We start from the raw sequence: 20,894 nt of genomic DNA, 5'->3' as shown, positions 1-20,894 counted from the left end.
AACCCACAAAAACTGCTGAGTGGCTGTTTTTGTGGGTTAGCTCATACAACATATGTGGTTGGTATGTTGGTACAGGTAATTGGAGTCGTAATCATTTTGGAAACAGCACTTTGTCCCTGAGATTGCAAGGTTTCTTCCACTGACTTGTTAATGGGCAAGGCACCAGCAATCATTTGGCCGTCTTCCGAGGCCGGGAAAAAATTTCCGTTCTTGTTCAGGAAGGTGGCATATACCCGGTATTGGGTTACTCCGTTGGCATCGACAAAGGTGTAAAACCCATCCTTGTCTTCCACTGGGGTATAGAATCCAAAGGGGAGTTCACCATCGTAAACGGTGGGAATTCCGTTACCCTTGTCAACCTTGGTCAGGGGAGAACTGCCGTTTTTCAAGGCCAGATAAACGTTTTGTTCGTCGACCCGATAATCCATTTGATAAAAACCTTGCTCCAGCAAATGAGACTGGTCGTCAGAGATAGATTCTTTTTTGCCGTAAACATAGTAAACCGGTTCTCCGGCGGTATTGGTATAACCAAAAACACCAAACTGAACAGTGGTCGTAGCGCCATTGGGATCATCCGGGATGGGATTAGTGATGCTTAAAATCGAGTCAAGATGCAGTCCATTGGGGATGGTTGCTGATGTGGGAACCGTCATCAAGGTGAGATAGGCGGTGGTACCGTCATCTTTGTCACAACCGGCAAAGAGTAAAACAATCAGGGAAATTAGTATGATAAATAAGAATCTTTTTTTTGACATGCCGTCGCTCCTGTTTCAAAGTTAAGTATATTTTATAACACTTTTGGTACAATAGCAATCACACTTTGGTCACAATTATGTCTAAGAATCAAACTTTCCTTGTGATTATGATGCTTTTCGTTTAAAATAATATCAATGGTTGAGGTTATCGGTACGGGTTATAATTTTCATTTTACCCTAGCTTTAACCAGGCGTAAGAAGCGAGGAAACGAAAATGTGTGCACAAAAAAAACCTTTAATTGGGATTTTACCTTTATATGACAGCAATAAAAAGAGCATCTGGATGTACCCGGGATATCCCGAGGGGATAATTGCCGCCGGTGGAATCCCGGTGATTTTGTCAATTTTGAATCACGACGAGGACATTGAAGCGATTGCCGAGCGATTGGATGGCTTTGTTTTCAGCGGAGGCCATGATGTGGATCCGCAGCACTATGGCGAAGTTTTGCTAAAATACTGCAATGAAATCTATCCACCCCGTGATCATTTGGAATTACGACTGTTACGGGCAGTGATGGATCGGGATAAGCCGGTTTTCGGGGTCTGTCGGGGACTTCAATTATTTAACGTTGCATTAGGAGGAACACTCTACCAGGATATCAATAAGCAGGTCAACCGGGAATTGCCGATTCAGCATTTTCAACAAAACAATTATGAATTTCCAGTTCATGAGGTTATGGTCAATAAAAAATCCCGGCTGTATGAAATCATAGGGATGGAAATGATCCGGGTCAATAGTATGCATCATCAGGCGATTGCCCGCTTAGCACCCCAACTGACCGCCGCGGCGTTTAGCAGGGATGGCCTGGTGGAGGCGGTGGAAATCGAGGGTCTCGCTTTCGGTCTGGCAGTACAATGGCACCCTGAGTTTTTATGGCGGGATGATGAAAATACGTTGAGAATACTGCAGGCTTTTGTTGCTGCCTGCCGAAACTAAAAAAGGAATCCCAGCTGCTTTGATGCAGCCAGGATTCCTTTTTTGATATTGGCATGACTTAGCTATTTTGCCAGTCGCATCCCTTCACCGGATAAGATCGTGGCCACATCGGCATCAGTCAGCGTAAGTTCAAACCATTGCTGATAGTGGTCTTTGACGGTCTGGGTCAGATCGACATCGGCAAACAGCTCCGGATAAAAGGTCATAGCGATAAATAACGCAGCCATATGGGGTTCCATCGAACCAGGGTGGCCCCAGCGGGTGACACCGACCGGCAGGGTGGTGACTCGTTGCTCGGCCACGGCTCTTAAGCCCGACCATTTGGGATCGCTTAGCATATAGTTGCTGGCAATGATGTCATTGGCAATGAAAGCATCGGGATCCCAACTGTAGATCTGTTCCAGAGTAGTCATCGTTTTTTCGGCATCAGTGATCAGACTACCGCCCTGAGTTGAAACATTGATAATCCCGGCGGCATCAGTGATCTGGCTACAGAGATCGCCAGCCAGGTCGGTTCGGGCGGCCTCGTTGACAGCATGGTAAACCCGGGGGCGGGCAGATTCCGGCAGACTGCTGACCCGCTCGGAAATCAGCGTCAGAGTTTGCTGGAGGGCGGCATTGTAATCGGTGGCCCGCTGTTCCTGATTAAAAACGGTGCCGGTTACGGCGATGGCCTTTTGGAGATCATCCAGGCTGGCATAGTCAATGACAACCCAGGGAATTCCGGCCTTATCGAGTTTTTCGATTTCCCCGGCATTTTCGGCGGTGCTTTTGCGCAGCAGTACCAGATCGGTGTTGGTGGCCAGGAGTTCTTCAATATTGATGGCACCGTCGTTAAAGGGAACCGATACCGAACCAATATCCGGCCGTTTATAGGACATCAGTACATCCCGCTTGATGCCGTTGGGAATGCCGACGATCTTAGCTTCCTGGCCCAGCATCGTCATGATGTGAGCGGTGGAGGCGTAGAGACAGGCAACCCGCTGGGGATCTGCCGGAATTTCTACTTCCCGATTTAGACAATCGACAATTGTTTTGGTTGGTACCGTTGTGGCTTGGTTCTGGATCTGGCAGCCGGTCAGGGTGCTTAGCAGTAATCCGACGAGTAGCAGGGTGCCAAACAGAAAGTAATTTCTTTTGAGCATGGAATGATCCTTTCTAGATAAATCAGTTAAGTCAGTCAGCGGATGTTTTTTAGTGGCACAATAAATTTCCGATGAATTCCGGCCTCATCGGTGGTACCAGTGGTGGCAATGATTTTAAAGACGTCTTTGAGATTATCGCTGGTAATCACAGTCGATGGGGGGCCAATGGCTTCGATTCTACCCTCGTTCATCAACGCCACCCGGGTGGGGACCGATGCATTTTCCAGATAAAAGGCCTGGTTGAGAAAGTGGGTAGCCATGATAATGGTTAGACCCCGTTCCTTGACCAGCCAGGTAATGATTTCCATTACCATCAGCTCATGACGAAAATCGAGGTGAGCAGTGGGTTCGTCCAGCACCATGATGCGGGCGTCCTGGGTCAGGGCCCGGGCAATCAGCACCAGCTGCAGTTCGCCGCCGCTGAGTTCGGTGTAAAGCCGTTCCTCAAAACCTTTGAGACCCACTTGGTCAAGGCTTTCTCGAGCTCGTTGCCGCTGGTTACTGTCCGGTGCACCAAAGCCTCGGGTGGCGGCGGTGCGGCCCATTACCACAATGTCCAGCACTGTATAAGGAAAGGTTTTGGTGTGACTCTGGGGGACATAAGCAATATTCTGGGCAAATTCCCGAGGTTTCAACTGGGTAAGACGGGTGCCACCGACTTCAATGGTTCCTTGTTGCGGCTGATTGATCCCTAGGATACTGTCAATCAGAGTGGTTTTGCCACAGCCATTAGGGCCGATCACACAGAAGACTTCTCCGGGCTGAACCACAAAGCTGATATTCTCAAAAATCAGCCGTTTGGGGGTGTAGCCAAAACTCAGGTTGTTTAAACGCAACACGATTCTTACCAGCTCCTTCCTTTGGTTTTTTTTAGCAGATAAATAAAAAAGGGACCGCCAATCAGAGCGGTGACAATTCCCAGCGGGATTTCGCCGCCGGTTAAGCTGCGGCAGAGAGTGTCGCAGAAAATAACAAAACAGGCTCCCAGCGACATGCTAGCCGGTACCAGCCACTTGTTGTCATTGCCCACCAGCATCCGACCTACATGGGGAATAATTAGCCCGATCCAGCCGACGATGCCGCTGACGCAGACGGCTCCGGCGGTGGCCAGGGTGGCAAAGGCGATAATAGCAGCTTTATTGGCTGGCACATTGATCCCCAGGGTACGAGCTTCACGATCACCCATTGACAGGACATTGAGGCGGTAGCGTAAGATCAGCATGCCAGCCATCCCCAGAGCCATTGGGAAGAGGGCCAGGAAGACATCGGCAGTTTTAGTGGAGGCCAGACTGCCCATCAACCAGAAGGTGATCGCTGGCAGTTGGGTAGCGGTATCGGCCAGGTATTTGAGCAGTGAGATCAGCGCCGAAAAAATCGATTGAATAATGGTGCCACCCAGTACTAGGGTGATGGTAGTGGAAGTGTTGTCGATTTTCCCGGCAAAGTAGCTGAGAATTACCGCCAGAATTCCAAAGCAGAAGGCAAACAAGGGTGTTAAAAAAATCGAGTTGAACAGCACAATCGCCAAAGCAGCTCCGAAGCCAGCCCCGGCCGAAACCCCGAGAATACCACTGGAAACCAGAGGATTGCGAAAGAGGCTCTGAAAGGCGGCCCCGCTGGCGCCCAGAGCCGCCCCCACCATGGCACCCTGAAAGGCCCGAGGAAAACGAATCTGTAGAATCACCGTAGCAGTTTCAGCGCTGACACCACGACGGGTGCCGGTGAGCCCCTGCCACAGGGTTGTCAGGACATCGTTTAAAGATACATAGTAACGGCCGATGCAAAGGGTGCCAAAGAAAAAGAACAGTGGTAGGAGAATCAGGATGATGGTGACAAGTGTTTTTTTTTTGCGGTGACATTTAGGCTTTTTTACGTCGGACGATGACGATTCCCACGACAATTGCAATCGCCATCAGACCAATGATGATCCCGGTGGTATTTAGACCGGAACCGCTATTTGCTGTTTCAGAAGTAGCTTGGTTGGCAGCTTCGTTTGTTCCGGCGGTGGTAAAGGTTAAAGTGATGGGAGCTGTCAGAACATCGCCGCTTTTGGAACTTAGGGTGGTGTCAACCTTGATAGTATAAACGGTGCCCTCTTTAAGCTGTTCGCTGGGAACGATGTTGATGAAGTTTCTAAGATCCGGTTCCAATTGGTCATCGGCCATGGTGATTTCGGCTGCCACCGGCTGATCTCCGGCCCAGAGGCTGACAGCTTTGAGGTTGGCATCCCGGACGGTGGCATAGGCGACGTTTTTACTGAATTCCAGTTTGATCGGTGTATCAATAGCAATTTCGGTGGATTTGTCAGCTGGGGTGACAGTGACGATAGTCAGCGGTTCGGTACTACCACCGCCACTGCCACCACCGGAGCCATTACCGCCAGCTGCCATAACGCTGCCGCAGCATCCAAAGGCCAACAGGCCGATTAACAATAAGGATAGGACTGTTTTTGTAAAGTTTTTTGGTTTCATGTTTTCCTCCGTAATTTTAAGATATTAGCCATAAAAAATAAAGACCAGCTGGTCTTTATTAATTAATCAACATTTGGACAGCAACGTCTGTCGCAACGGGTGGTTAATTAATTCCTTCCCAACGTGGAGGCCTAAACGTTTCCATTTAAACCCTAGCGGCCCTGATCCATAGGATGCCTTTAGGATCAAGGGCTCGGAATTAATGATTTGATTCAGTTGAGGAGCGATTAATAACTGTGATAAATATAAAATAAATAAACCAATTTGTCAACTTGTGGGGAAGAATGACAAATTTGACGGATATTTGGTTGTCTTGATTCAAAAATCGGGAAATAAAGCTTTCATACAACGGATTCCCGCTCCGACAAAGCGCCGATAGCGGCAATTATAACAGGAAATGGTTTCCTCGGCCAACCATTCTTCTTCCACATCGGGCTTAAATTCAGGGCAGTTTATTGCCAAGGTTTGTGCCTGTTTCCAGGCTTCCATCGGAAGTTGATGTTGATCAGACATAGAAGTGCTCTCCCAGTTGGCGGATTTCGGCTTTGGGTATTGTAACGTACTGATTATTTTTGTCCTGACGGACAAAAAGTACATAATGGTGGCGGTAAAGTACTGTTTTGGAGCGATTGTCCAGGCGGATCAGGGTCGTATCGGCCAGTGGTTCCTTACTGGTCAGATCGAGAACCTGTTCGACTTCGGGGAGGTTTTTGAGATCTGCAACTGTGTAGCTTTGGTTGATTACGGCATTTTTGAGAGCTCCTTTGATTTCTCCGTCACAGCCGAATAATCGCAATCCAACTCCGGCCAGTGCGCCGATAATACCCTGGCCGGTACCGCCGTGTTCGGACAGATGGAGCTGGTGGTTACGGGCACAGGCCATTGCGTCATCTTTAGTCAGAATTGTCTGCTTGGCCTGGATACCAAACTCCATCAATTCGTCATAATGACAGCTCTCGTCATAAGCTAGCACGCATAGACCAGGGTCGGAACCCACTGCAGCAACGGTATCGAGATGTTTGGCAGCCAGATCGATGATGGTGGCTAGAGCGTCATCTGGGGCTTCGCCGTAAAAACACATCGAGCTGTTATGGGAGGTGTAGAGTATATCCTCATGTATATAAAGCTGGTGTCGGGTCACCAGGCAACAGGGCCCATAGCCCTGGCGGATAATTTTTTCCTGAATCTGCTCGGCGATGGTTCCGGTACCGATGGAATCGAGGTTGTCGGTGTCGTCAATACAAAGGTAAAATTTCATGGCGGAAAACTCCTTGGTTTAATTTGCTGAATATAGTCATTATAAGTGAAGTGATTATAATTGTAAACCGCCTGATAATGATGGTATAATAATACAATCATTATGAAACTGGAAGAAAATGCGATGACAAAAACGAAAATTGATAAAATAACGTGGTTACTTGAGCATCTCCAGGATTTTTGGGAAGAAGCCAGAGAAAATAAAATCAAGGCTTTTGTTTATATTTCGCTGCGGATTTTGGTGGTGATGGTCTTAATCGCTGAGATTTTCAATCGCAATTATAACAATGTCTTTCTTTGTGTACTGACGCTGATTCTCTTTATGATTCCCAACTTTCTCAACAAGCGACTCAATATTGTGCTGCCCGGAACCTTGGAGATTATTGTACTGTTATTTATTTTTGGGGCCGAGATTCTTGGGGAAATCAATGAGTATTATTTGATCTTTGATCGCTGGGACGATATGCTTCACACAATCAACGGCTTTCTTTGTGCAGCCATCGGTTTTTCAATGATTGACATCCTTAACCGTAACGAAAAAGTAACTTTTTCGCTATCACCGGCTTTTGTGGCCCTGGTAGCCTTTTGTTTTTCGATGACAGTGGGTGTAGTCTGGGAGTTTTTTGAATTTGGAATGGATCTGTTTTTTCAAACTGACATGCAGAAGGATAAGGTCTTGACGGTGATCAGTTCAGTGTTTTTTAATCCTGAAGGAAAGAATGTGGCAGTGGTGATGCCGATCGAGAGCATGGTTGTCAATGGGATACCTTGGCATTATGGAGGCTATATCGATATTGGCTTGTATGATACCATGAACGACTTGTTTGTCAATTTTATCGGAGCGATGACCTTTTCAATCATCGGGTATTTTTATATTAAAAACCGCAGCAAAGGGAAGTTTGCCAAGCGGTTTATGCCTCGCCGAAAAACTGAAGCGGAGATTTTAGAAGAACGGGAACACTACGAAAATAAGCATCACCACGATTCGTGAAAAAAATATACAATTTTATAAAAAAAGACTTTTATTCTTGATTTGAATGTGCTATAATAACTTTCGTGGCCAACGGAAGTATCCTAGGTCACGATATGCGTGCCCTTGGCTCAGCTGGATAGAGCGTTCGGCTACGAACCGGAAGGTCGGGGGTTCGAATCCCTCAGGGCACGCCATTTTATTGATTTAATTGCCACCTATATATTATGGGTGGCTTTTTTTTATGTGTAAATTAATGCGTGAAATGTAGTCAATCAGGAGATATCTGATGAGCTGGGATGAAAAATTGCACACATAGAAAAAAACGAACTATTTACTCTTAGAACGGAAATATTGCCTTTATAGCTTCAACAAACGGGGGAACCGCCTTCTAGTACTGGCGCATCATTTCTTTCATCAGTTCCTGGATGTCATTTGGATCTTTGATGGGATTCTCACTTATAAAATTTTCCACTAATTTCCGCCGATTCTTTTCTTCTTTACTTTCGTTTATTCTTGCCATAATAAGAATCTCCTGGCTAATGTATTTAATCTACATCAACCACGAGGTTTACACAATTTTTGAAAAGGCTCTCGTAAAGTGCAATAATATTGCCTTAAATCATCTCGAAAATGAGTAATATCCATTGCTTGATCTTATAAACTGAACGTCAATAAATTCAAATCGATGGTATGCATAATGTTCTCGGCCTTGGTTATGGCTTCTTCTAAATATTTTGTATCTGGCCCTAAATAATGTCCATATACTCTTGCATTGTATGATGCAAGTTCTTCATAAGAATACTCTTCATACTTAGTGTACATATACTTGGGAAGGGATGATTCAACAGCTGCACACGATATAAGATCCAACTCACAATTGCGATCTAATAGAGATGACTCTCTGCCGATGCTTACAAGGTAAGTTCTATAATACTCATGTAGGCTTGATGCGGTATATTCCATTACAGTTTCAAAAGCGAAACGTCGATATTTCGCATCGTTGAAATATTTGTACCAGAAGATATAGGTGCTCAAAATATGACGCAAAAAATCTTGATTTGATTCTGTAACAAAAAGTCTAGTTTCTTCAAAATTTCTGTTCAGATGTCGTTCAAGAACTTCTTGGCAGATTGTATCTTTGCTTCTGAAATGATAATGAAGGTTACCTTGCTGAATGCCAACTTTTTCACAAATATCGGCATAAGTTGTCGAATTATATCCTTTTTCATAAAAGAGTTGTATACACGCTTCAATTATTTTATCTCTTGTTTTAATACCTGATTTGTAAATTGCCATGATTACCTCGAAATTATTTTGTAATTTATTATAACACAAGAAAGCGTAGTACCCCAGATACTAAAATATTTTAAATAATTAATAAAATTCTTCTTGACAAAGAATCTAACTGATAATATATTTAGTGTATACACTAAATTGTAATTTTCTATAAATTGCGAATATCCTTTACAACTTTATAATTTGACTTGGAAGATTTTGATTAGGAGATGATCGAAGATTTATTGAGTTTCCCACCATAAATGCAAAGGATTACAGAATAGAGGTTTGGTTTAGTGAAAAAAGTAAAGGAGAAGAAAATATGGCAACACAATTTAATGCTGAAGTGGAACTTAGGAAAAATGGAAAAACATATGCTACCTATGGTTTGTACGGGGGAGCTCCTTATTCTGAAATTGAATATCTTAATCAACCGATCACACCCAAAGAGAACTTTCTACGATTCATGAATCGTCAGGACTATGAATGGGTTCCTGATTCTTACAGCGACTATTACGAGATTACAACAGAAATTAATCCGGATATCAAGGCGATGGGGTATGAAGGTGGAGTTGATGCCTTTGGAGTGGAATGGGAGGCACTTGAAACTGGGATGCCAGCGATGGTAAGACCCGGAAATGAAAAAATTACTGACATCACTGATTGGCGAACCATTAAAATCCAGGATCCCAGAACTTGGGGGTGGGAAGAGGAAGGAAAAAAATATAAAGAAATTGTTGATCACACCAGACCGATTAGAGGCTGGATTACAACAAGTTTATTTGAACGATTGATTGATGTGATGGGATTTGAAAATGCAGCTAGCTCTCTATTGGAAGATCCTGATGAAGTAAAATCTTTTCTTCAAGTAGTCACAGATTATAATTTAAAGATAGTTGATTTATATCATCAATATTTTGATTTGGATGTTATTGTCATAAGTGATGACTGGGCCACACAACTTCAACCTTTCTTTTCAGAACAGGTTGCAAGAGATATTTTCCTCCCATTTTTGAAACAAATATCTGATCGTGTTCATAGTTATGGTTATAAGTTTGGAATTCATAGTTGCGGGAATGGTTTAAAACATATTCCGGTGTTTATTGAGGCTGGTATTGATATCTGGCAATTTCAGGAAAATGCAGTTGATATTGAAAAGGCACTGACTATGGTGGGGGATAAATTAATACTGGAAGGTTATTGGATGATGCCAGCAGGACTGGATGAAAAAGGTCAGGTTGAATTTATGAAAAATATTTTCGATCGATACTGTAATGAAGGAAAATTGACGATTGCATTTTGTGATGAGAATTTTATGGTAAGTTCGTTTATTCGCGATAATGCTTATATTTTAGGTCGTAAGGTTGTTAACAAATAGACTAAATAAGGAAGGTGTAAAAATGACAACAGAAAATCTCTATAATAACAGACTTGAAGATATTCAAAAAACACTAAAACGTGAAAAACCTCAGTATGTCCCGATTTTTGGAAACCCAGGCCAGGGAGTTGTTGCATATTCAGGAACAACGATACGAGAGGCATATTATGATCCGGAAAAATTTGTCGATGCAATGACACGTATCTATGAAAGGCTTTGGATCGACTGCACCAATTCTAATGGAATTACCTGGATGCCAAATTTTCAAAAATATCAGAAAAGTCCTCAAATTACTTTAGCACCAGATGGCATTTCGAATGTGGCAGTCACTCGCACTCAGATGAATGAAGATGAATATGATGTATTGATAAAAGATCCGGATGCTTTTGTCAGAGATGTTCTTTTACCGAGAACATATCCAGAGTTGTTCGAAAATGGCATTGATCATGGTGTAGAGGCTTTTAAAGCTGGCTTCAATGATATGGGGAATCTATTTTATCTTAATGAATTAGTTATGAAAGCGATGGCAGAAAAATATGGGATCGTTCAACTGACTACTGAAGATTTAATGATTGCCAATCCATTAGACACTATTTTTGATTATCTTCGTGGTTTTGTCGGAACATCAATCGATATTAGAAGGAGAAAATCACAGGTAAAAGAAGCTGCAGATGTATTATGGGAACGTTGTACCAATCAGTTTAAGGAACTACCGTATACATTTCCATTTTGCGTTCAACCGGCTCATTTACCAACTTATCTTAATCCAAAACAGTTTGCAGAACTGTATTGGCCTTATGAAAAAGCAATTATTGAAAATATCGCGAGTCAAGGTGGAAAGGCTGGCATATTCCTTGAAGGAAGCTGGCTGCATGTTCTCGATTTCTTCCGAGATGTACCAAAGGATAGTTGTATTCTTTTTGCTGATAGTGATGATGTGATTGAAGTTTCAAAACGAATTGGTGACTACCAGATTGTAGGTGGTGGTGCGATAAATTCAAAAATGAAATGTGAATCAAAAGAAGTCAATTTGGACTATACAAAGCGTGTAATTGACGAATGCGCTCGTGATGGCGGTTTTTTCTTTACGACGGATAAAAATTGGAACTGTCCATCTGATATTATGGATAATATGTTTGATGTTTTTGATTGTGCTCATGAATATGGAAGATACTAAGGAGGGAATTGTAATGGATGAAGCGAATAAGGTAACCTATGAAGAAATACTGAATGTTTTAATGGAAGATGAGACTTGGGAAGTGCCGAAGGAAGAACGCGAAATGTTCAGATACGGAATGGAGTGGTTTTTCATCGCATTTTAAGAAGTTTCAGGGTATAGATTTCAAGGCGAAAGATTTTATAAAAACGGTAACCTTTTTAAAAACAAAAAAGGAGAAGAAAATGTCCATTGAAATGTCCAAAATAAAAAAAATTCTCTTTCTAATAACCATTATGCTTTCTAGTGTAATAATCATGGGGGAATTGGTAGTGGTACCAATTATCTTCAACCTGTATGATTCATTCCCGGAAAATATAGGTGCGGTTAATACTCTCATTTCGATTCCAATGATGGCAATGATCTTTGCATCTCTGTTTGCATCGGTTCTGCTCAGAAAAATGAGCAAAAAAAGGTTATTGATTGTCGGTGGTTCAATTTTTGCCCTCTGCAGTCTGTTTGGTGCGGCAGTGGATAATGTCTGGTATATGCTTTTGCTGCGGATCCCCTATGGCGTTGGTATTGCATTTGTCAATGTAGCAGCAGTTGCCCTTATTGCAGAAGTTTACACAGATGAGAAAAAAAGAGCCACTATTATGGGTTTTTATTATGCGTTTATATCTGTTGCCGGGATTATCATTACGATTGTATCTGGCAGTCTGGCTGTTGGTTTTTGGAAAAATGCGTATTTCACATATTGGTCAGCGATACCCGTGGTTATCATGTTTGTGCTTTTTCTGCCTAATACTAAAACGTTAGAACCAGAAGTGAGATGTGATCAAGAAAAAAAATTAGATCCGATGGGAAGTAAATTCTGGATCATGATTGGAAATTTCATTCTCTATAACATTGTCTATGGGTTTGTACTCTACTTCATTTCATCTTATAGCATCGAAAATAATCTGGGAAATGCAGCATTTGTCGGCGTATTAAGCGCACTGACAACATTGGGTAGTTTTTTTCTCTGTGCAACATTTGGCGTGATTTATAAAAAAATGACTAAGTGGGCGATCCTGCCGAGTTATGCGTTTTCCATTGTTAGCATGTTGATTTTATATTTTTTCCCGAGTACGGTTGGTGTGATTGCTGCATGTCTGATTTTGGGGGCAACCTATGGTTTAGCAATTTCATTCAGTTATGCACATTTACCACTGATGGTTCCTCAGCAAAGAGTTGATGATGCAATTGGTATTGTGACTGCCGCCTATTCCCTTGGTAATTTTGCTACATCGTATTGTGTGACTGGTATTATGATGTTTATGGGTTCGGCGAATGTCACAATTGTCTGCATCGTTTTTGCGATAATTGCTGTTTTCTACACGACTATTCAATTGCTTGTTAGTCGTGGTGAAGTAAATGTGGTAATAGGTGAAGAAATATAGATTGGGATTAGTGTTAGCACTTGTTTTTAGTGAAAATGAAGAACCTCATAAAGTATGTCACAGCGAGTGCTTTGGTATTTCATTAAATATTGTTCTGGTGTCTCAGAAATTTTGTGGTTATTAAATGGGGATATTTTATTAAACTCTATCTCATTATTTCTGGAAAAAATTAAAAATATTCGAAGAGTTACATATTTTACGATTTTATAGTTAAAAGGAGAAACATATGTTAGATTTAAAAAGATTGACACAGGTGTTAGGAGACTTAGAAGAAGATCAGGTTATGGATCTGTTAAAGGAGTTTGTATCCACCAACCCTAGCGAGGCAGAAGCATTAGAAGCCGTGGGCGCCTGTCAGGCAGGCATGGCAATTGTCGGAGATTCTTTCGAGAATGGTGATTATTTTGTCGGAGATCTGATCTTTGCCGGCGAACTCTTAACCGAAGCCATTAATGTTTTAAAACCGGCTCTTGGAGCTGGTGCTTCAACGGTTATGGGAACTATTCTTTTGGGAACCGTTCATGGCGATTTACACGATATCGGCAAAAACATTTTCCGCAGTATGTCTGAAGCAGCTGGCTTTGAAGTAGTGGATATCGGCATTGACGTGGCCGTGGAAGAATTTGTGACCAAAGCCAAAGAAGTGAAGCCTCAAATCATTGGTATGAGTGGAGTCTTGACTCTGGCTATCGATTCCATGAAAGAAACGATAGATGCTCTTAAAGCAGTTGGAATTGACGCCAAAATTATCATCGGCGGAAACCCGGTAACTAGAGAAGCTTGCAAGTTTGTCGGTGCTGATGCTTTCACCACCAACGCAGCTGAAGGCGTTAAAATTTGTCAAGCCTGGGTATAGGAGTTTAAGATGATTATTATCGGAGAAAAAATCAACGGCACTATCCCAGTGGTTAAAGAGGCTATTGAAAAGCGGGATGCAGCCTTTATCGCTGATCGTGCTATCAAGCAGACCGAGGCCGGTGCCAGTTTTATTGATGTTTGTGCCAGCACTGCTCCGGAGTACGAAATTGAAACACTGAAATGGCTTATGGAAGTGGTTCAGGATGCAACCGATACGCCCCTATGTATCGACAGTCCAAATCCAAGAGTCATTGAAGCGGTATTCAAATATGCCAGTAAACCGGGGATGCTCAATTCCATTTCCGAAGAAGGGGATAAATGCGAGGTGCTTCTGCCTCTGATGGAAGGGAATAGCTGGGAAGTTGTGGGGCTTACCTGCGATAATAATGGTATTCCCAACGATCTTGAGACAAAGATGGCGATTACCAAAAGCATGGTGGAAAAAGCTGCCAAATTCGGAGTAACCCCTGATCGGATTCATATCGATCCCTGTGTCATGGCTCTGTCCACTGAAAACAATTCACTTTTAAATTTTGCCGCAGAAATTAGAGCGATCAAAGCGTTGTATCCCACTATCCACGTTACCGGCGCAATCAGTAATATTTCTTTTGGCTTGCCGGTAAGGTCGCTGTTAAATAAGACCTGTATGGCCTTTGCCATTCAGGCAGGTATGGATTCAGCCGTTATGGATCCGATGAATCGAGACTTGATGGGTACTATTTATGCCACCTATGCTCTGCTTGGAAAAGATCGACATTGCCGGAAATACAGTAAAGCATTTCGATCTGGACAGATTGGGCCAGCAGGAAAATAAAGGATATTAACCAGTGTTGTCTTATAAAAATCATTAAAAAGAAAGTCAAACAAATATCTTTACTTTCTTTTATTATGGTGTGCATGTGATGGTTTAATCTAACAAGTGAAGGTCCCAAGTACGGGTAAATAATATTAGAATCGAAACGAACCTCAAAAAGAAAATAAGGAGAAATAAATGTCAATTCAAGAAATAAAAATTTTAGTCGAAACAGGTAAATCAAAAAAAATTGCTGCTGCGGTACAGGAAGCCTTAGATGCTGGCGCAAAAGCTCAAGAAATTCTGGATGAAATGATCGCATCGATGGGCGTTGTTGGTGATAAATTTTCGACTGGTGAAATCTTTGTGCCGGAAATGCTGATTGCAGCAAAAACCATGTCCAAAGGGGTTGAAGTATTAAAACCGATTATGGCTGGAGATTCATCATCCTCATTAGGTACCTGTATCATGGGAACCGTTGCTGGAGATCTTCACGATATCGGAAAAAATCTGGTTGTTATGATGCTGGAAAGCTCTGGCTTTGAGATGGTGGATTTAGGCGTGGATGTGCCCGCTGAACGTTTTGTCGAAGCTGTTAAAGAAAATGACAATGTAGTTTTAGTAGCCTGTTCAGGGCTGTTAACCACAACTATGCCAGCTCTTAAAGAAGCTGTTCAAACCATTAAAGCGGCGCTACCAGAAATGAAAGTCATTGTAGGCGGGGCACCAGTTACACCTGAATATGCCCAAGAAATTGGTGCCGACGGTTATGCGCCGGATGCCGGCAGTTCAGCGACCAAAGCGAAAGAAATTCTTGGTCTTGCTTAAAACACGGCATATCGCAATTGGTAAACTCATGAATTATTAAATAAATTCATTGTATAAGCTAAAAATGTTACAATGCTTACATTGAGAGCGTTTTCTAGGAACAGTTTTTGTTCACCTGAATGGTTATCCCAAAAGGTATTATTTAGGTGAAGGGTTTCAGATATTCTAAAACAAGTGAAAGACGCACTATGATGCTTTAGGCATTGTAATGCGTCTTAATTTGTGCGCCCGGCATGGGCGCAATCTAACGGGCAAAAGTCCCAAGCACGGGTAGTTAGTGCCAAGTGCATTGCTTAAGGCAAGAGTGGACCCGGCGACGAGGAATCTGAAGGAAGCTGTCGGCAACTTCCGGTTTGACGAATAGAAATCATATCAGGCAACTTCAACTGGGTAGGGAAGCAAATCAAACTAAAGTCCCAAAATTATCTGGAAGTGGCAGATAGATGGAAGGAAAGATCGCGTTTTTAACTGGGTAGATCTCACGGATGTGTGGAAACAGAGTATGAAATGCGGTTGAAAGAAGATTTATCGTGAGAAGTCAGCTGAAGCCATAGTACAGAGACATTCCAGATGTCAAAAGAAGGGTAGAACCGGAGGAGGTATAGAAAAATAAAGGTGCAGGTGGAATTGACGGTATGCAGGTGGCTGAACTTCTGCCCTACCTGAAGAAAACCGGAATGAACTCATCGAATCCATACGAAGTGGAAAATACAAACCACAACCCGTCAGACGCGTAGAAATACCAAAAGATAACAGAAAAATACGAAAGTTGGGAATTCCAACCGTATTCGATCGACTGGTCCAACAGGCGATCGCCCAGATGCTGACGCCGATATTCGAGCAACAGTTCTCAGACAACAGATGTAGATTAAGACCCAAACGCAGTGCTCAAGGCGCCTTGAAAAAATGTCATAAAAATATCCGCGACGGATACAAATAAGTCGTGAATATGAAGTTGGAAAGGTACTTTGAAACAGTCAATCACTGTCGACTCATTCAGATTCTGTCTGAAACCACCAAAGATGGCCGGGTCATTTCCCAATTCACAAATATCTCAACGCTGCAAGTTGAGTTCCATTTTTCGCCAATGTCATTCGTCATAATATATGAAAAAATAAAAATATTCACTATTTTGACCATTAAAGAAAAAACTGCAAAGCTATAATTTACGTTTTGCAGATAATTATAAGGAGAAATAAATGATTATTATCGGAGAAAAAATTAACGGTGCCATTCCTTCAACAGGAAAGGCCATTGTCGAAAAAGATGCGGAATTTATCCGCAATCTGGCGATTAAACAAGCAGAAGCTGGAGCTGATTTTATTGATGTCTGTGCCTCAGTGGATGATGACATCGAACTGGAAACCATGAAATGGTTGATTGACATTGTTCAGAATGCCACTGATGTGCCAATTGCGGTTGACAGCCCTAATGTCTACACCTGCATCGAATCGATGAAGTATTGTAAGAAACCGGGGCTATTTAACTCGGTTTCATTAGAAGGAGATAAAGTTGATGTCGCATTCAAAATGATCGCTGACACCAAATGGGAATGTGTAGCTCTGTTAAATAGTGATAAGGGAATCCCCAAAACGGCAAAAGACCGTCTGGAAGTCTTCACTGACTTAATGGCAAAATGTCAGGAGTGCAACATTGATCCGTCCAGAATGCACATCGATCCATTGATCGAAATGCTTTGTACATCTGAAGATGGCATCAACATGGTTACCGAAGTGATCCGGGAAATCAAGAAACAGTATCCCACCATCCATGTCACCGGTGCGGTCAGCAACATTTCCTTCAATCTGCCGGCCCGCCGGATTGCTAACCAGGCCTTTGCGGTTCTGGCCATGAACGCCGGCATGGACAGCTTTATCCTCGATCCTTTAAACAAGGACATGATGGGAATGCTCTATGCTACCGAAGCGATGATGGGCGAAGATGAATTTTGCATGGAATACATAGGTGCATTTCGTGAGGGAATTTTTGAGAAATAGGCAAAATTAAGGGGGCCAAAAAGAATAACTTATAAAAAGGCAGGAAAAATAATTTTCCGGTCGGAGCTTTGACAAACCGAGACGTTTCAAAAATTGTGTAAACCTCGTGGTTGATGTAGAATAAATACAGTAGCCAGGAGGTTTTTATTATGGCAAGAAGAAACGAAAGTAACGAAGAAAAGAATCATCGAAAATTAGTGAAAAATTTTTTAAGTAAGAATCCCATCAAAGATCCAAATGACATTCCAGGAACTGATGAAGGAAATGATGCGCCAAGTGCTGGAAAGCGGTCTCACTGCTGAATTGGATGACGAACGGGGTTATACCCACTATGATTATCGGAATATGGAAACTGGGAACAGCCGGAATGACTATACGAAAAAAAAGACCATACTAGTCTGGGCGATATGAAATTGACGTTTCCAGAGACCGGAATGAGGCGTTTGAGCCACAATTGATACCCAAACACAAAAATAACCTGACTCAGGACATTGAAGCAAAAATCATTTTCCAGCATGGTATTGAGCGTTTCTTCGACGCTGTTTCTCACCAGATCACGTAATTCATTATGGATAATTTCTTTGGTTTAGTTGTATAATATTCTCAGACATGGCTTTAGCCTCCTGGTTTATATTTGGTTGTGGTGACTTTATTCTAAAAAATGGCTATAAACAGTGTACTATTTTTCATTATTCACTTTTGCGAAATATATTATACGTTATCGCTAACGACATGTTGTTTTCGAGAGATATTTCTAAAAGTTTGTTGTAGTTTGTTTTCTTTATTTTATCATTGTGTACTAAACTCAATAGGCCTTCTGGGCAGAGCGCCTCAGGAATTTGCTTATTTTGATTTTGATGTTCTGCATTTCTGTTTCCAAAGATAATAGGTTTGAAAAAGATCAGAAATACGATCAAGAAGCTTTAGCTTGCTCACCGTTTTTGTATGATTTTTCATGGTCGAATTAAAGACACACTTACCCCAGTTATTCGAGAAAAACTCAAAGAATATAACATGGAAATAACAGATCATTGTGTCACTGATGCTAATGTTGAGATAATTGAAAAGTTATACAAAAACTACTGAAAGCAATATCTGCAGAATTCGGTTTAAGATAATTTTCTCTTAATTTTGGATATAAAGTTTTAAACTTGCGCAAAAAACGAAATTGGTCTTGTCGGTTTAAAAAAAATATCGTACAGCAGATACCGAATAGTTGCACATACTTATTAAATACGTAAATTTAGTTTTCAGTTTTATTTCGATACACTTTATATGATATAATTAGTCATATTGATAATTTATGTAAACCATGACTTTGGCTACATAAGAAAACATTTAATCATGACTTGAAAAGGAAAACGAAATGGTATATCAAAAGAGCATTGAAACAAAAAAAATGATTGTTAATGCATCGAAACAATTATTCAAAGAGCAGGGATTTCGAAAAACCACTATTAGACAAATTGCCACAAAGGTAAATGATCTGAATTCAGCGACGTTATATTATTATTTTAAATCCAAAGATAGAATTGCGGAAGAAATATACGCTGAGTATTATGAAAAAATAATAGAGCTTTCAAAAAAACTCACAGTGGATTTTTATCAGCCATTATTGTTTTTTTATATCCAAACGAAGATCCATTTTAAAAGTGTTTTTGCAACTCAGGCAAGCAAAAAATTTTATCTGGAGATTTTTGATCTAGACTGGTTTGATGAATTCTATTTCCAATCACTGTTTGACTTAGCTTTTGAAATTGCTAATTATTATGAGATCGATATTGATAAAGAGCAAATCATACTATTTTTTATTGAAACAGGGGGAGCAGAACGAAATATTTTACTTTATCATATGTCTGGACGAATCGCGCTAGAGGATGAAAAAATTATTAATTATATTATTAAGATATTTCCCAAATTGCTGGGAATAAATGAAAAGCTGATTAATGATTTAGTGGAAGAGTGTGACATGATTATTAAAGATGTGGATATATCGCAACTTAACTTTTTTGGAAATTGAAACGTTTGGATACATGAGTTACCCCAGGCACTTAATTCAGTACTTAAATGCCTGGGTAATTTTTAAAAATAATTTCAATCATGATTGAAAAATATTGACTAAATGATCAAAAGGTGCTAAACTTAAAATCAATCATGATTGAAAAAGTGATGTTAGCAATTTATAGTGTTGAAATGCATAGGATAAATGCGGCATCCAATGAAAACACGAGTTCATTTTTCTATGAAATCGTTTATTTTTAGTAACGTTCAAAATATTTTTAAATACTGACAATATTATGGACATTGAAAAAAGAAACAGTTCAAATATTGTTGCTTAGTAAGAAGGAGAAGGAATGTCAATTGAAATGACTAAATTAAGTAAAGTGCTTTTTTTAATAACCATTATGCTATCCAGCGTGATGATCATGGGAGAGTTGGTTATTGTGCCAATCACCTACAATTTGTTTGACGCATTTCCGAACGATCGGGGAGTCGTTAATACGATTGTCTCAATCCCGATGATGGCCATGATCTTTTCGTCCCTGTTAGCGTCAGTGCTGCTGAGAAAGATTAGCAAGAAAACGCTCCTAATTATTGGTGGAACAATGTTTGCCGTCTGTAGTATTCTTGGTGCAGCAGTGGACAACGTCTGGTATATGCTGGTAATGCGCATCCCGTATGGTATTGGTATTGCTTTTGTTAATGTGGCAGCGGTGGCATTGATTGCTGAGGTTTACTCAGATGAGAAAAAACGTGCGGCCATTATGGGATATTATTACGCATTTATATCCCTGTCGGGCATTGTCATCACTCTGGTGGCTGGGAGTCTGGCTGTCAGTTTCTGGAAAAATGCTTATTTCACATACTGGTCTGTCATCCCAATTGTCATCATGTTTGTCTTTTTTCTGCCGAATATCAAACCAGTTGAACAGGAAGTCAAACGGGTTCAAGGTCAGAAGTCAGATCCGCTTGGCAGTAAATTCTGGATCATGATTGCTAACTTCATTGTTTATAACATTGTTTATGGGTATGCAATGTATTTTATATCCTCCTATAGCATTGAAAACAATTTGGGTAATACCGCATTTGTCGGTATACTAAGTGCGATTACCACTCTGGGAAGTTTTATACTTTGTGCTACCTTTGGGCAGATCTATAAAAAAATGGTCAAATGGACAATTATACCCAGCTATGCATTATCTTGTATCAGTATGCTGACCTTATATCTGTATCCAAGCAGCATCACTGTAATTGTGGCATGCCTGATCATGGGTGCATCCTATGGATTAGCCATTTCATACAGCTATGCACATTTACCGCTATTGGTTCCTCAAAAACGGATTGATGATGCCATCGGTGTTGTTACTGCTTCCTACTCTCTGGGTAATTTTGCTACTTCTTATTTAGTCACCGGAATTATGTTAGTACTGGGAACCAATAATGTTACCAGTGTCTGTATTGTGTTTGCGGGGTTTGCCGTTATCTACACCGCAATCCAATTCCTGGTCAGTCGAAATGAAGATGAAATTGCAGTTGATCAGGCAATATAACATTTATAAATAAAAACATCATGTTATCTAACTGTTGCTTCAACAGTTTTATAAAATTAATATTTTTAAGGAGCTAAT

General features: G+C 41.3%; 22 protein-coding genes, 1 tRNA gene, 1 pseudogene and 1 riboswitch. Of the genes and pseudogenes, 15 read left to right on the top strand and 9 right to left on the bottom strand.

The window, feature by feature from the left end; translation table 11 throughout:
• Nucleotides 1-41 precede the first annotated feature (41 nt).
• Complete coding sequence (locus ACWI_RS17520) at nucleotides 42-755, bottom strand: hypothetical protein (protein ID WP_070372738.1); 714 nt, start codon at nucleotides 753-755, stop codon at nucleotides 42-44.
• 214 nt (nucleotides 756-969) lie between these two features.
• On the opposite strand from ACWI_RS17520, the gene ACWI_RS17515 reads away from it, so the two are divergent.
• Complete coding sequence (locus tag ACWI_RS17515) at nucleotides 970-1,692, top strand: gamma-glutamyl-gamma-aminobutyrate hydrolase family protein (protein WP_070372737.1); 723 nt, start codon at nucleotides 970-972, stop codon at nucleotides 1,690-1,692.
• Nucleotides 1,693-1,754: 62 nt separating this feature from the next.
• On the opposite strand, the gene ACWI_RS17510 is transcribed toward ACWI_RS17515, so the two are convergent.
• The 6 genes from ACWI_RS17510 to ACWI_RS17485 form a co-directional block, all read right to left on the bottom strand.
• Nucleotides 1,755-2,837 carry an ABC transporter substrate-binding protein gene (locus ACWI_RS17510; RefSeq protein ID WP_070372736.1) on the bottom strand — a complete coding sequence of 361 codons (1,083 nt, stop codon included), beginning with the start codon at nucleotides 2,835-2,837 and terminating at the stop codon, nucleotides 1,755-1,757.
• 35 nt (nucleotides 2,838-2,872) lie between these two features.
• Complete coding sequence (locus ACWI_RS17505; RefSeq protein ID WP_207648663.1) at nucleotides 2,873-3,676, bottom strand: ABC transporter ATP-binding protein; 804 nt, start codon at nucleotides 3,674-3,676, stop codon at nucleotides 2,873-2,875.
• A gap of 5 nt (nucleotides 3,677-3,681) precedes the next feature.
• Nucleotides 3,682-4,737, bottom strand: coding sequence for a FecCD family ABC transporter permease (locus tag ACWI_RS17500; protein WP_070372734.1), 1,056 nt, complete (start codon nucleotides 4,735-4,737; stop codon nucleotides 3,682-3,684).
• A complete protein-coding gene (locus tag ACWI_RS17495; protein WP_070372733.1) occupies nucleotides 4,697-5,308 on the bottom strand; it encodes an Ig-like domain-containing domain in 612 nt (203 codons plus the stop codon). The genes ACWI_RS17500 and ACWI_RS17495 overlap by 41 nt, the downstream gene beginning before the upstream one ends.
• Before the next feature lie 95 nt (nucleotides 5,309-5,403).
• Nucleotides 5,404-5,519: riboswitch (molybdenum cofactor riboswitch) on the bottom strand.
• A 107-nt stretch (nucleotides 5,520-5,626) separates the two neighbouring features.
• Nucleotides 5,627-5,821 carry a hypothetical protein gene (locus tag ACWI_RS17490; protein WP_070372732.1) on the bottom strand — a complete coding sequence of 65 codons (195 nt, stop codon included), beginning with the start codon at nucleotides 5,819-5,821 and terminating at the stop codon, nucleotides 5,627-5,629.
• Nucleotides 5,814-6,566 (bottom strand): hypothetical protein, encoded by a 753-nt coding sequence (locus ACWI_RS17485; protein ID WP_070372731.1) that lies wholly within the window; start codon nucleotides 6,564-6,566, stop codon nucleotides 5,814-5,816. The genes ACWI_RS17490 and ACWI_RS17485 overlap by 8 nt, the downstream gene beginning before the upstream one ends.
• Nucleotides 6,567-6,689: 123 nt before the next feature.
• On the opposite strand from ACWI_RS17485, the gene ACWI_RS17480 reads away from it, so the two are divergent.
• Nucleotides 6,690-7,556, top strand: coding sequence for a DUF2238 domain-containing protein (locus ACWI_RS17480; RefSeq protein WP_228883012.1), 867 nt, complete (start codon nucleotides 6,690-6,692; stop codon nucleotides 7,554-7,556).
• Nucleotides 7,557-7,655: 99 nt separating this feature from the next.
• A tRNA-Arg gene (locus ACWI_RS17475) sits at nucleotides 7,656-7,732 on the top strand.
• Between the two features lie 194 nt (nucleotides 7,733-7,926).
• Here ACWI_RS17475 and ACWI_RS19510 read toward each other — a convergent pair.
• Both ACWI_RS19510 and ACWI_RS17470 read right to left on the bottom strand, forming a co-directional pair.
• A complete protein-coding gene (locus tag ACWI_RS19510; protein ID WP_278278308.1) occupies nucleotides 7,927-8,058 on the bottom strand; it encodes a hypothetical protein in 132 nt (43 codons plus the stop codon).
• A gap of 134 nt (nucleotides 8,059-8,192) precedes the next feature.
• Nucleotides 8,193-8,834 carry a TetR/AcrR family transcriptional regulator gene (locus tag ACWI_RS17470; protein ID WP_070372730.1) on the bottom strand — a complete coding sequence of 214 codons (642 nt, stop codon included), beginning with the start codon at nucleotides 8,832-8,834 and terminating at the stop codon, nucleotides 8,193-8,195.
• Nucleotides 8,835-9,135: 301 nt separating this feature from the next.
• Here ACWI_RS17470 and ACWI_RS17465 point away from each other — a divergent pair, with 301 nt between their 5' ends.
• The 12 genes and pseudogenes from ACWI_RS17465 (at nucleotide 9,136) to ACWI_RS17425 (ending at nucleotide 20,816) form a co-directional block, all read left to right on the top strand.
• The gene (locus ACWI_RS17465) at nucleotides 9,136-10,191 is read left to right on the top strand and encodes a uroporphyrinogen decarboxylase family protein (RefSeq protein ID WP_070372729.1); all 1,056 of its coding nucleotides are present in this window, start codon (nucleotides 9,136-9,138) and stop codon (nucleotides 10,189-10,191) included.
• A gap of 22 nt (nucleotides 10,192-10,213) precedes the next feature.
• A complete protein-coding gene (locus ACWI_RS17460) occupies nucleotides 10,214-11,368 on the top strand; it encodes a uroporphyrinogen decarboxylase/cobalamine-independent methonine synthase family protein (RefSeq protein WP_070372728.1) in 1,155 nt (384 codons plus the stop codon).
• Nucleotides 11,369-11,381: 13 nt separating this feature from the next.
• Nucleotides 11,382-11,513: a hypothetical protein gene (locus ACWI_RS19505; protein WP_278278307.1), complete on the top strand. Its 132-nt coding sequence runs from the start codon at nucleotides 11,382-11,384 to the stop codon at nucleotides 11,511-11,513.
• A 79-nt stretch (nucleotides 11,514-11,592) separates the two neighbouring features.
• On the top strand, nucleotides 11,593-12,789 hold the full coding sequence (locus ACWI_RS17455; RefSeq protein ID WP_070372727.1) for an MFS transporter: 1,197 nt from the start codon (nucleotides 11,593-11,595) through the stop codon (nucleotides 12,787-12,789).
• Between the two features lie 226 nt (nucleotides 12,790-13,015).
• Nucleotides 13,016-13,645 (top strand): cobalamin B12-binding domain-containing protein, encoded by a 630-nt coding sequence (locus tag ACWI_RS17450; protein WP_070372726.1) that lies wholly within the window; start codon nucleotides 13,016-13,018, stop codon nucleotides 13,643-13,645.
• A 9-nt stretch (nucleotides 13,646-13,654) separates the two neighbouring features.
• Nucleotides 13,655-14,461: a methyltetrahydrofolate cobalamin methyltransferase gene (locus ACWI_RS17445; protein ID WP_070372725.1), complete on the top strand. Its 807-nt coding sequence runs from the start codon at nucleotides 13,655-13,657 to the stop codon at nucleotides 14,459-14,461.
• A gap of 177 nt (nucleotides 14,462-14,638) precedes the next feature.
• Nucleotides 14,639-15,268: a corrinoid protein gene (locus tag ACWI_RS17440; RefSeq protein WP_070372724.1), complete on the top strand. Its 630-nt coding sequence runs from the start codon at nucleotides 14,639-14,641 to the stop codon at nucleotides 15,266-15,268.
• Between the two features lie 605 nt (nucleotides 15,269-15,873).
• A pseudogene (locus tag ACWI_RS18865) lies at nucleotides 15,874-16,330 on the top strand (reverse transcriptase domain-containing protein); the annotation flags it as partial.
• Between the two features lie 137 nt (nucleotides 16,331-16,467).
• The gene (locus ACWI_RS17435; RefSeq protein ID WP_070372723.1) at nucleotides 16,468-17,265 is read left to right on the top strand and encodes a methyltetrahydrofolate cobalamin methyltransferase; all 798 of its coding nucleotides are present in this window, start codon (nucleotides 16,468-16,470) and stop codon (nucleotides 17,263-17,265) included.
• A gap of 149 nt (nucleotides 17,266-17,414) precedes the next feature.
• On the top strand, nucleotides 17,415-17,567 hold the full coding sequence (locus ACWI_RS19160) for a hypothetical protein (protein WP_175440980.1): 153 nt from the start codon (nucleotides 17,415-17,417) through the stop codon (nucleotides 17,565-17,567).
• A gap of 1,064 nt (nucleotides 17,568-18,631) precedes the next feature.
• Nucleotides 18,632-19,285: a TetR/AcrR family transcriptional regulator gene (locus ACWI_RS17430; RefSeq protein WP_070372722.1), complete on the top strand. Its 654-nt coding sequence runs from the start codon at nucleotides 18,632-18,634 to the stop codon at nucleotides 19,283-19,285.
• A 334-nt stretch (nucleotides 19,286-19,619) separates the two neighbouring features.
• A complete protein-coding gene (locus ACWI_RS17425) occupies nucleotides 19,620-20,816 on the top strand; it encodes an MFS transporter (RefSeq protein WP_070372721.1) in 1,197 nt (398 codons plus the stop codon).
• The last annotated feature ends 78 nt before the right edge of the window (nucleotides 20,817-20,894 follow it).

Source organism: Acetobacterium wieringae, from assembly GCF_001766835.1.
In the GTDB taxonomy this organism is placed as follows: domain Bacteria; phylum Bacillota; class Clostridia; order Eubacteriales; family Eubacteriaceae; genus Acetobacterium; species Acetobacterium wieringae.
The sequence above is the reverse complement of the archived record's forward strand: the minus strand, read 5'-3'. Positions and strand labels throughout refer to the sequence as shown.

Coding starts and splice junctions, on each gene's coding strand:
- ACWI_RS17430 (WP_070372722.1), top strand. CDS start 18,632: ATGGTATATCAAAAGAGCATTGAAACAAAAAAAATGATTGTTAATGCA.
- ACWI_RS17440 (WP_070372724.1), top strand. CDS start 14,639: ATGTCAATTCAAGAAATAAAAATTTTAGTCGAAACAGGTAAATCAAAA.
- ACWI_RS17490 (WP_070372732.1), bottom strand. CDS start 5,821: ATGTCTGATCAACATCAACTTCCGATGGAAGCCTGGAAACAGGCACAA.
- ACWI_RS19160 (WP_175440980.1), top strand. CDS start 17,415: ATGGCAAGAAGAAACGAAAGTAACGAAGAAAAGAATCATCGAAAATTA.
- ACWI_RS17520 (WP_070372738.1), bottom strand. CDS start 755: ATGTCAAAAAAAAGATTCTTATTTATCATACTAATTTCCCTGATTGTT.
- ACWI_RS17470 (WP_070372730.1), bottom strand. CDS start 8,834: ATGGCAATTTACAAATCAGGTATTAAAACAAGAGATAAAATAATTGAA.
- ACWI_RS17425 (WP_070372721.1), top strand. CDS start 19,620: ATGTCAATTGAAATGACTAAATTAAGTAAAGTGCTTTTTTTAATAACC.
- ACWI_RS17450 (WP_070372726.1), top strand. CDS start 13,016: ATGTTAGATTTAAAAAGATTGACACAGGTGTTAGGAGACTTAGAAGAA.
- ACWI_RS17445 (WP_070372725.1), top strand. CDS start 13,655: ATGATTATTATCGGAGAAAAAATCAACGGCACTATCCCAGTGGTTAAA.
- ACWI_RS19510 (WP_278278308.1), bottom strand. CDS start 8,058: ATGGCAAGAATAAACGAAAGTAAAGAAGAAAAGAATCGGCGGAAATTA.
- ACWI_RS17515 (WP_070372737.1), top strand. CDS start 970: ATGTGTGCACAAAAAAAACCTTTAATTGGGATTTTACCTTTATATGAC.
- ACWI_RS17455 (WP_070372727.1), top strand. CDS start 11,593: ATGTCCATTGAAATGTCCAAAATAAAAAAAATTCTCTTTCTAATAACC.
- ACWI_RS17435 (WP_070372723.1), top strand. CDS start 16,468: ATGATTATTATCGGAGAAAAAATTAACGGTGCCATTCCTTCAACAGGA.
- ACWI_RS17510 (WP_070372736.1), bottom strand. CDS start 2,837: ATGCTCAAAAGAAATTACTTTCTGTTTGGCACCCTGCTACTCGTCGGA.
- ACWI_RS17460 (WP_070372728.1), top strand. CDS start 10,214: ATGACAACAGAAAATCTCTATAATAACAGACTTGAAGATATTCAAAAA.
- ACWI_RS17480 (WP_228883012.1), top strand. CDS start 6,690: ATGACAAAAACGAAAATTGATAAAATAACGTGGTTACTTGAGCATCTC.
- ACWI_RS19505 (WP_278278307.1), top strand. CDS start 11,382: ATGGATGAAGCGAATAAGGTAACCTATGAAGAAATACTGAATGTTTTA.
- ACWI_RS17495 (WP_070372733.1), bottom strand. CDS start 5,308: ATGAAACCAAAAAACTTTACAAAAACAGTCCTATCCTTATTGTTAATC.
- ACWI_RS17485 (WP_070372731.1), bottom strand. CDS start 6,566: ATGAAATTTTACCTTTGTATTGACGACACCGACAACCTCGATTCCATC.
- ACWI_RS17465 (WP_070372729.1), top strand. CDS start 9,136: ATGGCAACACAATTTAATGCTGAAGTGGAACTTAGGAAAAATGGAAAA.